Raw genomic sequence first — 13570 nt, 5'->3', positions numbered from 1 at the left:
GCTGTTGAATAAGCTACACTAATCACTATGCAAAACCGCTCCTTCACCCTAACGCTACCCGAGATCGCTGAAAGCGACCAGACCCCGGTCGTGCGGAGTCTGTTGCAGGTGATTGGCGAGCAGCAAGCGCATATTCAACGCTTAGAGGATGAACTGCGGCGGTTGCAGGGCGGTCCCCCCCGTCCGCAGTTAAAGCCGAACACGCTGCAAGCCGCCGTCAAGGCGGCGCTCAATCCCGGGACGGAGGAACCGCCTCGTCGAGGTCCCCAGCGGGCCAAGACCGCCGAACTCGTCATTCATGAAACCCGTCGGGTGATCCTGGAGGGCCTCCCGCTCGGGGCGCGGTTCCAAGGCTACCGGCGGTATGTCGTCCAGGATGTCGTTATTGAACTCCATAATACCTGCTATGAGTTGGAGCAATGGCGGTTCCCTACCGGCGAATACGTCACGGCGTCCGTGCCGGTCGTGGTGCGGGGTGGGCACTATGGCCCCAGTTCGTGACTTATGTTTTGCATCAATATTATCAAGCCCATGTGACCCAACCGGTCTTGCTAGCCCAAGTCCGGGAATGGGGGTTGAGATTTCGTCGGGGCAACTGAATCGTCTGCTGACGGAAGGTTATGACGACTTTCACCAGGAAAAGGACGCAATCAAGGCAGTCGGCTTGACTGTTTCGTCCTACGTCCAAACGGACGATACCGGCGCCCGCCATCAGGGGCAAAACGGCTACTGCACGTACTTGGGTAATGAGTGGTTTGCCTGCTTTGCCAGCACCGATGCCAAGAGTCGCATCAACTTCCTGGAGGTCTTGCAGACCGAGCGCCGCTATGAAATCAATGCCGAGGCCCTAGCGTACATGGCCGACCATGGCGTGGCGGCCGGCCACCGGGAACGGCTGGCGCAACGCCCGATCGTCGCGACCGACCCCAAGCGTGGGCCGCCTATTTGCGGCGGAACCGGGTCGATAGCCCCGGGCGATGACCCTCGTCACGGAAGGCGCGCTCATCGGCGGGCTGGCCGCGCAGGGGTTTCCGCTGGATCTGCGCTTGCTCAGCGATGACGCCGGGCAATTTGCCCTGTTCACCCACGCCTTGTGCTGGGTGCATGCGGAACGTCCTCTGCAACAGATTCTCCCGCTGAACGAAGCGGATCGGGTCGCCATTGATGACGTGCAAGAACAGATCTGGACGATCTATCGGAACTTGGCAACCTACCGCTTATCACCCACCCAGGCAGCGAAAGCCGCCATCAATGCCCAGTTTGATACACTGTGCGCGACCGCCACCGCCTGTGAACCGCTTAACCATGTTTTGCGGAGCTTCCAACGCAACCGGGAGGAGTTGCTCCGGGTGCTCGATTACCCGGAATTACCGCTGCACAACAACCGCAGCGAGAACGATATCCGGGATATGGTGAAGAAACGCAAGATCAGCGCCGGCACCCGCAGCGAGGACGGACGACGATGTCGCGACACCTTCCTCAGTCTCAAGAAGACCTGCGTTAAACACGGTCTCTCCTTCTGGGAATACCTGTACGATCGGGTGTCCGGTCAAAACACGATCCCCCCGCTCACGGATTTGATTCGCCAAGCTGCTGCGGCTTGATTGTTCCCGCCTGCAGTTAATGAGCATTTACCCCTTGCGCGGGTGGCGTCATGTTAATGTCACGAAACAGCGCACCAAACGCGATTTTGCCCAGCAAATGCAGCAACTCGTTGATGTGTACTTTCCGAAGGCGGAGCGAATCCGGTTGGTCGTGGATAACCTCAATACCCACACTCCTGCGGCCTTGTATAGTGTCTTTTCTCCAGAGGAAGCCCGCCGGATCACCCGCAAGCTCGAATTTCATTACACCCCCAAGCATGGCAGTTGGCTCAATATGGCGGAATGTGAGTTCGCTGTTCTCGCCGGCCAGTGTTTGAATCGCCGCATTGCGAACCTCGAAACTTTGCGGAAGGAAATCGCCGCTTGGCAAGGCCCACGCAACCTACGTCAGACCAAAATCCACTGGCAGTTCGGCACCGACTTGGCCCGGGTCAAACTCAAGCGCCTCTATCCTCCCTTGAAATCTTCTGAAACCCCGGTGGACCCAGAAACCTCTGAACCTGTCAAAACTTCTGTGTCAGCCCACTAGAGTCGCCGTGTGGGGGCCGGTCTGGTGAGCCCAGCGCACTAACCGTTCGGGCGTCCATTCGGCGTACTCCCGATGGGCTTTGGGCATGTGGGCGGTTACGGTGGTATGGCGACCAGGCTGCGGATGGCGGCGATGACAAGCCACCCGCTGACGTTGATGGAAGACCTCGACCGTGGTGGCGGTCAGGCGCACCTCCACTTCCTGGCGCACCAGGAGGTAGGGGACCGAATAGTAATGGCGCTCGATGTCAATGTGATAGTCAATGTTGACGCGCGCTTTTTTCCATTGCGCGAACACGTAGGGTTCGGCCGGTAAGGACGCAACGCCGGTTGTTCCAGCGTTGCAAACCAATGCTGACGGGAACCGGGGAGTTTTTGAAGGCGCGCTGATTGAGGGCGTCGCGCAGTTCGCGGATGACCGTGTTGAGTTCGTCGAGACTGAACAGAGTCCGATGGCGCAAGCGGGCCAGAATCCAGCGTTCCACCACGAGCACGCCACTTTCCGCTTTGGCTTTATCACGCGGTTTTCGGACACGCGCGGGGACCGCGACGCCATAATGGGCGGCTAACTCCAGATAACTGGGGTTGAGGTCGGGCTCATAGCGGTGCGGCGTCTGGACGCCGGTTTTCAAATTATCTGGAACCACAATTTCCGGGACACCGCCGAAAAATGCAAAGGCCCGGACATGCGCCATGAGCCAGTCATCCAGTCCTTGGGTCCAGGTCGCCTCCACATAGGTGTAATTGCTGGCGCCCAGCACCGCAACAAACACTTGGGCCTGGCGGAGTTCACCCGTGATGCGGTCCCACGATGGGCACGGTGGGACCGGCGTAGTCCACAAACACCTTCTCACCGGCCCGATGGGTCTGGCGCATCACCACATCGGTATGCGCCACCCAAGCCCGATACTGCTGGCAGAACCAGGTGTATTGATAGCCCTGGGGATGCGTGGCTTTGTACTCTTCCCACAAGAGCCACAAGGTGACGCCGGGGCGGCGTAATTCCTGGTGGACGGTGGCCCAATCCGGTTTTCCGCGATCCGCAGACCCAGCGGCGGGGCGCGGCGGAAACAACCGTCGTTCCAATTCATCGGCCATCATGCCCTTGGGCAGGGGCCAACCCAGGCCCGCTCGTCGGGCGCGTTGCAGATACTCTCCGACCGTGCTACGGCCGATCCCGCAACTCCGGGCAATTTGTGGTTGGCTATGGCCCGCCGCCTGCAAACGAAGCACTTCTTGAATCTTGCGCATGGATAACCTCTCAGTCGGCATGAGTTCCTCCTCGGAAAAAAAGGAACCAGCCTACAAGTTGTTAACCTGCGTCGCTGCTCATTGGCGAAACAACCCGCCGCCTTCCGTGTAATGGCCTGCCGCCTTCCGTGAAACGACCTGCCGTCATCCCGTGAAACGACCTGCCGTCATCCCGTGAAACGACCTGCCGTCATCCCATGAAATACGCAGCTGGATACTCGGATTCCGGAGGGCGCGCTCTTTTATGGCAAAACCCGCCGGCGTCGAATCGTGGCTTTCGATACAGGTCTGCGGGCTTTGACCATCGAAACGGTTCAGCACATCCGCCGGATGATTGAGGAAGGCCAAACGCCGGCCGCCGATTATGAACCTAGGCGTTGTGATGCCTGTTTGCTGAAGTCGCGCCCCGCGTGGGCGCGCGGATTGAAACAATCAGGGATGTGTGTGCGTCCAAGTTTTTGTTCTTTGGGTCGCGCCCCGCGTGGGCGCACGGATTGAAACCTGCACCGTGACCGTCCAGGGCGGCCCAGTCTGGCGTCGCGCCCCGCGTGGGCGCGCGGATTAAGCGGATCATCCTCGCGGCGCTCCATCAGCGGGGAAGGCCGCGCCCCGCGTGGGCGAACAGATTGGAATAAACAACGATATGGCAACCAACTCCGATGGCGATCAGAAAGCGCCGCCACTTTGGCAATGGATCAACCTTGCCGATTACCGTCCCCCAACCATGTCGGTGAATGTTGTTACTGAAAATTGGTGGGCTACCTTGGGTAGACGCCCCCGTCACGACGATGATGATTCGGAAACAATTAACCGAGTCAACGGGTTAGAGGTGTTGTCCGACGAACAACTCATGCAGATCGTTCCTGACCCGGACTGGCGCGACGCGGCGGCGGCTCTGAATGACGCTTTACAAGACGATTTGATCAACCTGCAACCTAACCGGCTGACCGTTTTTGTGGTGGGGCCGCCGCATGGCGGCGTTGAGTGGATCCTGCGCCAATGGGCGAAACAATGCCAGTGGTGCATCCTGGAGCCGCCGACTCCAGAACAGATTTTAGCTAACGATCTTAACTGGTTATCTGCCAAGAGAACCGATGAACGGGATTGGGTTTTGCCGGCGCTGGAGCGGGTCTATTTGCGCCATGCCGCTGGGTTAGGTCTGGTGCGTCAATTTCTCCGCTAAGCCTGCTCCGGCAGTCTGGGACGCAGTATCATCGGCTGCGACAGCTGGGCCTGGGCGTTTCTGCGCCGGGCCGGGCCAAATTGCCGGGCGCGGACGCTGACCTTGCAGGCTTTCGATCAAGAGCGCCTGTCTCTCTATTTGCAAGGACTGGCGGAGGGCGCGGAAAAGCCGCTGCTGGCATTCCGCCAGGCCCATAGCGGTAAGTATGTTCTGCCGCCGCCTGTCGAAAGCCCGGATGAAGCCGCCATGGTTGACCGTGATTTTCTAAACCGGCTGGCGGCATACAGTCGAGGCATTCCCGGGATTGCCCGGACGGTCTGGCGCGCCAGTCTGCGCACCCGGCTCGATGCGGAAACAATGCCGTTTTGCCGGGCCTGTTCGAGCAGTTCCGGCGTGGCGAAATGCGTGACCAAACGCCTGTGTCCCGAAAGCGGTTCTGGATAAGCTGCTATAATTTCAAAATCTGGCTGCAAAGCCGCTTCATCAGGAAACAGCATGTTGCAACCGATCTGGCCTGGAAAACCCTACCCACTGGGCGCTTTCTGGGATGGCCAAGGCACTAACTTTGCCCTGTTTTCCGAAAACGCCACACAGGTTGAATTATGCCTGTTTGACGACAACAACCAGGAAACCCGGCTGGAGCTGAAAGAGGTCAACAAATTTATCTGGCATGGTTACGCACCGGGTATCGGACCGGGACAACGTTACGGCTTCCGCGTGCATGGCCCCTTCGCCCCGCACGAAGGCCACCGCTTCAACCCCAACAAACTGTTGATCGATCCCTACGCCAAGGCGCTCGACGGCGATGTTCAGCCGGGAGAGGCGATTTTTGGTTACCCGTGGGAACAGCTCGATGAAGACCTAGCCTTTTCCGAAAGCGACAGTGCGCCATTGATGCCCAAGGGCGTGGTCATTGATCCGCATTTCGATTGGGAAGGCGATGCTTTGCTGCGCACGCCCTGGCACGAGACGGTGATCTACGAAATGCACGTCCGGGGCTTCACCCGCCTGCATCCGGAAATTCCCGAGGCGTTGCGTGGCACTTACGCTGGCCTAGCCCATCCCGCCGCCATCGCGCATTTGCGTTCCATTGATGTAACGGCAGTCGAACTGATGCCCGTGCATCATTATCTCGCTCATCCCGGCCACCTGGCAGGCACTGGGCTACGCAATTACTGGGGTTATGACTCGCTCAATTTCTTCGCCCCCTACTCCGGTTACAGCGCCAGCGGCGCCCAGGGTCAACAGGTGCGCGAGTTCAAGGAAATGGTCAAGGTGCTGCACCGGGCTGGCATCGAGGTGATTCTGGACGTGGTTTATAACCACACCGGCGAAGGCAACCAGATGGGGCCGACCCTGACCCTGCGCGGGGTGGATAACGCCGCTTACTACCGACTGGTCGAGGATAATCCGCGCTATTACATGGATTTCACCGGTTGCGGCAACTCGCTCAATGTCCGCCATCCACAAGTGCTCAAGCTGATCATGGACAGCCTGCGTTACTGGGTGCTGGAGATGCATGTGGATGGCTTCCGCTTTGACCTGGCCTCGGCGCTGGCGCGAGAACTGTACGCCGTTGACCGGCTGGCCGCGTTCTTCGACATCATCCATCAGGACCCGGTGCTGTCCGACGTGAAGCTGATCGCCGAACCGTGGGATGTGGGCGAAGGCGGCTATCATGTCGGCGGCTTCCCGTTGCTGTGGTCGGAATGGAATGGCCGCTACCGGGATACGGTGCGCGACTTCTGGCGCGGCGAACCGAGCCGGTTGGCCGAATTTGCCTTCCGATTCACCGGCAGTTCCGATCTGTACCAGTCCAATGGCCGCAACCCCAGCGCCAGCATCAATTTCATCATCGCTCATGATGGCTTCACCCTGCATGATCTGGTCAGTTACAACGAAAAGCACAATGAAGCCAATAATGAGGGCAGCCGCGACGGGGAAAGCCACAACCGATCCTGGAATTGTGGCGCTGAAGGCGAGACCGACGATCCGGTGGTTCTGAACCTGCGTCAGCGCCAGCAGCGTAATTTCCTGGCGACGCTGTTTTTGTCCCAGGGCGTTCCCATGCTGCTGGCCGGCGACGAGATGGGCCGCACCCAGCACGGTAATAATAATGCCTACTGTCAGGACAACGAACTGTCCTGGCTGAACTGGGATCTGCCCGAAGAAAACGCGGCGCTGCTGGAGTTTGTCCGCGAGTTGATGGCGTTCCGTTATGACCATCCGGTGCTGCGTCGGCGCAAATGGTTCCAGGGTCGGTCAATTCATGGTTCCGGCGTCCACGATATCGTTTGGTTCAACCCGGATGGCGGCGAGATGACCGAGGAGCAATGGCACGACGGATTGACCATGGCGATTGGCATTTTTCTGAACGGCGAGGAGATTGCCACGCCTGACCGACGGGGCGAACGCATTATCGACGACAGTTTCATTCTGCTGTTCAACGCCCATCACGAACCGATTGAATTTACTTTGCCGGAAAATCTTGCGCCGGGAGAATGGCGGACGGTTATGGATACGGCCTTGCCTCGCTTTTTGCAGCGCGGTCGCAGTTATGGCGCTGAAGCGTCAATCGTACCCGTCCCAGGTCGGGCGCTGGTGGTTTTGCAGCGATCGTCCAGCAGTGCGGCGTCGGAGTAAAAGGCTATTTCGATTTCCCAGTAGGGTACGCAATGCGTACCCTACCCAGCTCTGATCATCTTGGGTTACCGCTGCGCGCTAACCCAACCTACTACAGCCACGGAGGCATTATTCCCATGAACCATCTCAAACTGGGCGCCCATTATCTCGGCGACCATCAATGCGCCTTCACCCTGTGGGCGCCTTTGCTGAAACAGGCTGCCGTCCACTTAGTCGCGCCCGAAGACCGTCTGATTCCCATGACCTGCGACGAGCGCAGTTACTGGCATGCCACCGTCACCGGCCTTGAACCCGGCGCATTGTACTTCTACCAGTGGGACGGCGAAACCGACCGGCCTGACCCCGCTTCCCACCATCAACCCCAGGGTGTGCATGGCCCCTCGCGCGTGGTCGATCATGCCTTCCCCTGGACAGATAGCAACTGGCAACCGCCGCCCTTGCCGCAGTGGGTCATGTACGAGTTGCATGTCGGAACGTTTACGCCGGAAGGCACGTTTGACGCGATCATTCCCCGCCTGCCGGAATTGCGGGAATTGGGGGTGAACGCCATCGAACTGCTGCCGGTTGCCCAATTCCCTGGCGACCGCAATTGGGGCTACGACGGCGTTTACCCTTACGCGGCGCAAGACTCCTATGGCGGCGTGGAGGGACTGAAGCGGCTGGTCGACGCCTGCCATCGTGAAGGTCTGGCCGTCATCATGGACGTGGTCTACAACCACCTCGGTCCCGAGGGCAATTATCTGTGGGGACTGGGAACCTATTTCACTAACCACTACCGTACGCCGTGGGGCGACGCGGTCAACTATGACGGCCCACACAGTCCTGGCGTTCGTGAATATGTAGTCAACAATGCCCGCTACTGGTTCGAGACCTGCCATTGCGATGCGCTGCGTCTGGACGCCGTTCATGCGATCTACGACTTCGGGGCCTGGCATATCCTGGCGGAACTAGCGACCGCCGCTGCCGGTTGCGCGCAACGCCTGGGTCGGCCTTTTTACCTGATCGCCGAGAGCGACCTGAACGACCCGCGCCTGATTCGTTCCCCCGCTGTGGGCGGTTACGGCCTGGACGCGCAGTGGAGCGACGATTTCCATCACGCCCTGCATACGGTGCTGACCGGCGAGCGCCACGGCTATTACGAGGATTTCGGCGCACTGGAGCAACTGGCGCAGGTTTACAACCGGCCGTTCGTCTATGCCTGGGACTACTCCCCGCACCGCCAGCGCTTTCACGGCGACGATCCCGGCGACTGCCCGGCTTGGCGCTTTGTGGTGTGCAGCCAGAACCATGATCAAGTGGGCAACCGCGCGCTGGGCGACCGATTGTCCGGGTTATTGCCCTTTCCCGCGCTGAAACTGGCGGCGGCGGCGGTACTGCTGTCACCCTATCTGCCGCTGTTGTTCATGGGCGAAGAGTATGGCGAACCCCGTCCATTCCAGTATTTCATCAGCCACGGCGACACAGCCTTGATCGAAGGCGTGCGCGAAGGCCGGAAAAAAGAGTTCGCTGCCTTTCATGCTAAAGGCGAAGCGCCAGACCCGCAATCGGAAGCGGCGTTCAACGGCTCCAAACTGCAATGGGAACTCGGCAACACCGGCAGGCATGGCCAATTGCGCGCTTTTTACCGCGAACTGTTACGGCTGCGGCGGGAACTGCCGGCGCTGGCTCGCCTTGATAACGCTAGCTTGAGCGCGACAGTGATCAGACCGGGCGTACTGGAATTGCAGCGCTGGTGCGATGCCAACCGAGTTGTCGCCTGGATGAATTTTGCTGCCGAACCGGCCACGGTGACGGTCAAACCTGGCGCTGGCGCATGGAGTCTGCGCCTCGATGCCGCCGATCCCACTTGGGGCGGCGAGGGTTCTGCTCTGCCGCTACAATTGGCGGATGGCGCTATTCCCGGTGTGCTTCAGCTACTGCCCTACAGCGTCGCGGTTTATGCCAGCGACGTTCCCTCCTGAATGCCCTACCGACAGGACCTTATTCCATGATGCGCATTCCCGTCGCAACCTATCGCCTGCAATTTACCCCGGAATTCGGCTTCGATGCCGCTGCTGCTGTTGCGCCTTACCTGGCGGAGCTGGGCGTCTCTGACATCTATGCCTCCCCCATCCTCACTCCGCGCCAAGGCAGTCAACACGGTTATGATGTCGTGGACAGCCATGCGATCAATCCCGAACTGGGCGGCATGGAACGTTTCGAGGCGCTGAGCCAGGTCTTGAAACAACAATGCATTGGCTGGGTGCAGGACATTGTCCCTAACCACATGGCGTTTGACAGCCAGAATCAATTATTGGTGGACGTACTGGAGAATGGCCCGGATTCGCCCTATCACGAGTTTTTCGACATCAACTGGAATCATCTCTACGAAGGCATTCGCGGTCGGGTGCTGGCCCCGTTTCTGGGCAAGTTCTACGGCGACTGCCTGGAAAGCGGCGAATTGCAATTGCGCTACAGCGAGCAGGGACTGGCGGTGCATTACTACGACTTCCGCTTCCCGATCCGCATCGAATCCTACTACCGGTTACTGACCTACGATCTGGGCCGGCTGCGCGCTCAGCTCGAGCGCAACCATCCCCATTTCGTCAAGTTCCTGGGGGTGCTTTATCTGCTCAAATACATTCCATCCGGCGAAGAGGGGCGGGAGCGCTACGACCAGATTTCTTTCATCAAGCAGATGTTGTGGGAACTATGGAACGGCAGCCCTGAAGTCCATGCGTTTATCGAGCAGAACATTCGCGCCTTCAACGGCGAAGTCGGCAAACCCGAAAGCTTCGATTTGCTGGACAGCTTGCTCAACGAGCAGTTCTTTCGGCTGTCCTATTGGAAGGTGGGTAATGAGGAATTGAATTACCGGCGGTTTTTCACCATCAACGACCTGATCTCTCTGCGGATCGAGGATGCGAAGGTTTTTGACTTTACTCATGAATTGATCCTCAAACTGGTCGCCGAGGAAAAAATTACGGGTCTGCGCATCGACCATATCGATGGTCTCTACGACCCCGCGCAATATCTGCATCGCCTGCGCGAACAAGCGCCCTATGTCTATCTGGTCGTGGAAAAAATTCTGGAACATGGCGAGGAATTGCCGGTGAACTGGCCTTGTCAGGGCACCAGTGGCTATGATTTTCTCGGCATGATCAATGGCTTGTTCTGTCAACCAGCGTCCGAATCCGAGTTCACCCGGATTTATCGCTCGTTTATCGGCAATACCACATCCTGCGAAGCGCTGATTGATAGCAACAAGCGCATGATCGTCGATAAGCATCTGGCGGGGGATATTGACAACCTGGCGCATCTGCTGAAAAGCATCTCCGAGCGTTACCGCTACGCCAGCGATTTCACCCTGTACGGACTCCAGGTCGCGCTGATCGAAATTCTGGTGCTGTTCCCGATCTATCGCAGTTACATCGGTCGGACCGGCTCCAGCCGGGCGGATCAGGAATACATCCGGCAGGTCATCGCTCAGGCCCGGCTGAACATCCCCAACTTCCGCAATGAACTGAATTTCATCGAACGGTTCCTGCGCCTGGAATTCGATGAGCACATGGCGGCTGAGGATAAGGATCAGTGGCTGCATTTCATCATGCGCTTGCAGCAATTCACCGGCCCCTTGATGGCCAAGGGCGTTGAGGATACGGTGTTCTATGTCTATAACCGGCTGTTGTCGCTCAACGAGGTCGGCGCGGGACCCCTGCAATTCGGCATTGATCTGGATGAATTTCACACCTTCAATCAGCATCGGGTTGCTTCCTGGCCCCATGCTATGAACGCCAGCGCCACTCATGACACCAAGCGTGGCGAGGATGTCCGCGCCCGGTTGAACGTGTTGTCGGAAATACCCGAGGAATGGGAACATCAGTTGCAGGAGTGGCATGAAATCAACCAGTCGCGCAAGGTGCAAATCGGCGCCTGGAGCGCTCCAGAGAATGACGATGAATACCTGCTGTATCAAACCCTGCTGGGCGCCTATCCCTTTGATCTGGCCGATTACCCCGGTTTCATCCAGCGGGTCAAGGACTATTTAATCAAGGCCACCCGAGAGGCCAAGGTGCATACCAACTGGTTGGAGCCGGACAACCAATACGAGGACGCCTTGTTAACCTTTGCCGAGCGCGTCATGCAACCCGGCAAGGAAAATCCGTTTCTGCAAGCGTTCCTGCCATTCCAGCGGCGCATACAGCATCACGGGATCATCAACTCCCTCAGCCAGACCCTGCTCAAGCTCACTACACCGGGACTGCCTGATTTCTACCAAGGTACGGAGTTATGGGATTTGAGTCTGGTCGATCCCGATAATCGTCGACCGGTCGACTTTGAACGGCGTGGCGCGATGCTCAAGGCGTTGCAAAACCGTGCTGGCAACATTTTGCAGTTGATCACGGAATTGTTGGTGGCGCCCGAGGATGGGCGAATCAAGCTGTTTCTGATCTACCGCGCCCTGCAAGCGCGGCGGAGCGAGCTGGAATTGTTCCAGCATGGCGCTTACCAGAAATTAACGGTGATCGGCAGCCTCAAATCCCATGTCGTAGCCTTCGCCCGGGAATTGGGCGAACGGCGAGCGCTGGTTATTGTGCCGCGCTTTCCGAGCAGTTTGGTCAAGGACGGCGAATATCCCCTGGGCGAATCGGTCTGGCATGAAACCCGAGTGCTGCCGCCTACGGGTTCGCGCCTGTGTTGGCATAATGCCCTGACCGGGGAAACGGTGCAGGGCGAAGAGGCGTTATGGCTGCGGGAGGCGCTTCAGCACTTCCCGGTGGCGTTGCTGATCAATGAAGCAGGGCAGGGTTGATGAAATGACGTGAGCCGGCATAGACGCCTTCAGGGTCATGCGCGATGATCGTTAATACCGGGTCGAAATTTCTCTTGCATCAGGCCCAAGGCGCAGCGCCTCGCCGCCCGGAATTCTGCCTCGGTCATCCGCAAAAAAACGCGACCAGGGGGCTACGCCCCCTGGACCCCCGGAAAGGGTAAAAGCAAAAAGGTCAAAGGGTTAACGTCCTGGCCAGACGGAATCCCACGAGGAGCCCCGGTAGCGCGGGACGCCCCAGAAGCGCGCGGCCGACCGCAACCACAGCGGACCGATGCCCCACGAGCCGCCCCGCAGCACCCGGGGACCGCCGGAATCGCGGTCGCTGACACCGCGCAACTCAGCGCCCCCATACTTTTCGTCGTATTCGGAACCGGTCCATTCCCAGACATTGCCGTGCATTTCGTACAGTCCCCAGGCGTTGGCCGGAAACTGGCCAACTTCGACGGTCTTTTGCCGATACATGCCTGTTCGTCCCCCGCCATAGATGTAGTTGCCATCGTAGTTGGCTTGCTCAGTGCCGATCGTGGTCCCGAAACAAAACGGCGTCGTCGTTCCCGCTCGACAGGCGTATTCCCATTCAGCTTCGGTCGGCAGACGATAAGTCTGGCCCGTCTGCTCGCTCAGCCAGTCCGCATAAGCCACTGCATCGAGCCAATTCACGTTGATCACCGGTCGCCGCCCACGGCCCCAACCCTGATCGGCGGGCAACGCCCGCCCTTTGGCATGCGCAAACCGATCGTATTCATCGAGGGTCACGGTGTACTTGCCCAGCGCGAATGGCGCGACTTCGACTTCGTGCTGGCGCTCCTCGTCTCGCCGTTCCAGTTCACCCTCGGGGGAGCCCATCAAAAATCGCCCGGCTGGAATGACGGCCATCACCGGACCTTGGCCGCCGCTTTCGAGATCATCGCAAAACTCCACCGGCAGACCCAGCGCCTTAGCGGTCTGTTGTTGCAGTGCCTGCACGCGCTCCGCCAACCAGCCGTGAATGTACTTGACGGGAGGCAGAACAACTCGATGCGGTCGGACCGGTTCTGGCGTTTCAGGAGGTGAAGTGGACGCGGGAGAAGATTCAACGGCGATGAGCGCTTCCGCGATCCGCACCAACGCGGCATCCTGCTCGGCCAACGTTAAGGTAGACAAGGGCGTTCCGGGGTCATAAGCCGCCTGGTAGCAGGCAATCTCGGTGACCCGGTACAGGCTGTGCCGCAACGGTACCCAGAGAATGGTCGCACCCTGCTTTTTGGCCGCCTCCAGCAGCGGCGGCAACTCATGTCTAACGATAAAGTCCGAAGCCAGGAAATCCGGACTGACCAGCAACACCGCGACCTTGGCTCTCATCAGGGCCTTTTCAATTTCCGCTTTCCAATCCTGTCCCACCTGAATGCGCGTATCTTCCCATACGTCCAGCATCCCCTGACGTCGCAAGGGGGCCAGCATAATTTGCAGTCGTCTGAGCCAGTCACTGTCTGCATGGCTATAGCTGATAAAAACCTGATCCCTGCTCATGTTGTTGGACTCGTAAGCTTATTGCTGTATTTTGAATTA

14 protein-coding genes are annotated in these 13570 nt (G+C 58.7%); 10 read left to right on the top strand and 4 right to left on the bottom strand.

Annotated features, from left to right (window positions below; translation table 11 throughout):
• Positions 1-27: 27 nt before the first annotated feature.
• The 4 genes from H6973_16630 (at position 28) to H6973_16615 (ending at position 2133) form a co-directional block, all read left to right on the top strand.
• A complete protein-coding gene (locus tag H6973_16630) occupies positions 28-501 on the top strand; it encodes a hypothetical protein (GenBank protein MCP5127207.1) in 474 nt (157 codons plus the stop codon).
• A 67-nt stretch (positions 502-568) separates the two neighbouring features.
• Positions 569-1060, top strand: a complete 492-nt coding sequence (locus H6973_16625; GenBank protein MCP5127206.1) for a hypothetical protein — start codon at positions 569-571, stop codon at positions 1058-1060.
• The gene (locus H6973_16620; GenBank protein MCP5127205.1) at positions 978-1604 is read left to right on the top strand and encodes a transposase; all 627 of its coding nucleotides are present in this window, start codon (positions 978-980) and stop codon (positions 1602-1604) included. The genes H6973_16625 and H6973_16620 overlap by 83 nt, the downstream gene beginning before the upstream one ends.
• Positions 1605-1623: 19 nt before the next feature.
• Complete coding sequence (locus H6973_16615; protein ID MCP5127204.1) at positions 1624-2133, top strand: transposase; 510 nt, start codon at positions 1624-1626, stop codon at positions 2131-2133.
• Here the strand turns inward: H6973_16615 and H6973_16610 are convergent.
• From H6973_16610 to H6973_16600, 3 genes are read right to left on the bottom strand one after another with little or no spacing between them, the layout of a single operon-like run.
• On the bottom strand, positions 2122-2430 hold the full coding sequence (locus H6973_16610; protein MCP5127203.1) for a transposase: 309 nt from the start codon (positions 2428-2430) through the stop codon (positions 2122-2124). The two genes, H6973_16615 and H6973_16610, sit on opposite strands and share 12 nt — an antisense overlap.
• The gene (locus H6973_16605; protein ID MCP5127202.1) at positions 2393-2974 is read right to left on the bottom strand and encodes an IS21 family transposase; all 582 of its coding nucleotides are present in this window, start codon (positions 2972-2974) and stop codon (positions 2393-2395) included. Before H6973_16605 ends, H6973_16610 begins: the two co-directional genes overlap by 38 nt.
• A complete protein-coding gene (locus H6973_16600; protein ID MCP5127201.1) occupies positions 2922-3383 on the bottom strand; it encodes a helix-turn-helix domain-containing protein in 462 nt (153 codons plus the stop codon). The genes H6973_16605 and H6973_16600 overlap by 53 nt, the downstream gene beginning before the upstream one ends.
• 210 nt (positions 3384-3593) lie before the next feature.
• On the opposite strand from H6973_16600, the gene H6973_16595 reads away from it, so the two are divergent.
• The 6 genes from H6973_16595 (at position 3594) to treY (ending at position 12001) form a co-directional block, all read left to right on the top strand.
• Positions 3594-3881, top strand: coding sequence for a Dna2/Cas4 domain-containing protein (locus tag H6973_16595; GenBank protein MCP5127200.1), 288 nt, complete (start codon positions 3594-3596; stop codon positions 3879-3881).
• Positions 3882-4026: 145 nt separating this feature from the next.
• Positions 4027-4566, top strand: coding sequence for a hypothetical protein (locus H6973_16590; GenBank protein ID MCP5127199.1), 540 nt, complete (start codon positions 4027-4029; stop codon positions 4564-4566).
• Between the two features lie 102 nt (positions 4567-4668).
• The gene (locus H6973_16585; GenBank protein ID MCP5127198.1) at positions 4669-5010 is read left to right on the top strand and encodes a hypothetical protein; all 342 of its coding nucleotides are present in this window, start codon (positions 4669-4671) and stop codon (positions 5008-5010) included.
• A gap of 51 nt (positions 5011-5061) precedes the next feature.
• Positions 5062-7209, top strand: coding sequence for a glycogen debranching protein GlgX (gene glgX, locus H6973_16580; protein ID MCP5127197.1), 2148 nt, complete (start codon positions 5062-5064; stop codon positions 7207-7209).
• Between the two features lie 116 nt (positions 7210-7325).
• Positions 7326-9170: a malto-oligosyltrehalose trehalohydrolase gene (gene treZ, locus H6973_16575; GenBank protein MCP5127196.1), complete on the top strand. Its 1845-nt coding sequence runs from the start codon at positions 7326-7328 to the stop codon at positions 9168-9170.
• A 29-nt stretch (positions 9171-9199) separates the two neighbouring features.
• Positions 9200-12001: a malto-oligosyltrehalose synthase gene (treY, locus tag H6973_16570; protein ID MCP5127195.1), complete on the top strand. Its 2802-nt coding sequence runs from the start codon at positions 9200-9202 to the stop codon at positions 11999-12001.
• A gap of 201 nt (positions 12002-12202) precedes the next feature.
• Here the strand turns inward: treY and H6973_16565 are convergent, their stop codons facing one another.
• On the bottom strand, positions 12203-13531 hold the full coding sequence (locus H6973_16565; GenBank protein ID MCP5127194.1) for an SUMF1/EgtB/PvdO family nonheme iron enzyme: 1329 nt from the start codon (positions 13529-13531) through the stop codon (positions 12203-12205).
• Between the last annotated feature and the right edge of the window lie 39 nt (positions 13532-13570).

This window comes from Gammaproteobacteria bacterium (assembly GCA_024235095.1).
Classification (GTDB): Bacteria; Pseudomonadota; Gammaproteobacteria; order Competibacterales; family Competibacteraceae; genus UBA2383.
Note: the sequence above shows the minus strand (reverse complement) of the source record. Positions and strands in the feature narration are given on the sequence as shown.

What these genes read in the sequence shown, in the direction of transcription:
- treZ (MCP5127196.1), top strand. Translation starts at nt 7,326, where the DNA reads ATGAACCATCTCAAACTGGGCGCCCATTATCTCGGCGACCATCAATGC.
- glgX (MCP5127197.1), top strand. Translation starts at nt 5,062, where the DNA reads ATGTTGCAACCGATCTGGCCTGGAAAACCCTACCCACTGGGCGCTTTC.
- H6973_16620 (MCP5127205.1), top strand. Translation starts at nt 978, where the DNA reads ATGACCCTCGTCACGGAAGGCGCGCTCATCGGCGGGCTGGCCGCGCAG.
- treY (MCP5127195.1), top strand. Translation starts at nt 9,200, where the DNA reads ATGCGCATTCCCGTCGCAACCTATCGCCTGCAATTTACCCCGGAATTC.
- H6973_16590 (MCP5127199.1), top strand. Translation starts at nt 4,027, where the DNA reads ATGGCAACCAACTCCGATGGCGATCAGAAAGCGCCGCCACTTTGGCAA.
- H6973_16625 (MCP5127206.1), top strand. Translation starts at nt 569, where the DNA reads ATGGGGGTTGAGATTTCGTCGGGGCAACTGAATCGTCTGCTGACGGAA.
- H6973_16600 (MCP5127201.1), bottom strand. Translation starts at nt 3,383, where the DNA reads ATGCGCAAGATTCAAGAAGTGCTTCGTTTGCAGGCGGCGGGCCATAGC.
- H6973_16630 (MCP5127207.1), top strand. Translation starts at nt 28, where the DNA reads ATGCAAAACCGCTCCTTCACCCTAACGCTACCCGAGATCGCTGAAAGC.
- H6973_16565 (MCP5127194.1), bottom strand. Translation starts at nt 13,531, where the DNA reads ATGAGCAGGGATCAGGTTTTTATCAGCTATAGCCATGCAGACAGTGAC.
- H6973_16615 (MCP5127204.1), top strand. Translation starts at nt 1,624, where the DNA reads ATGAGCATTTACCCCTTGCGCGGGTGGCGTCATGTTAATGTCACGAAA.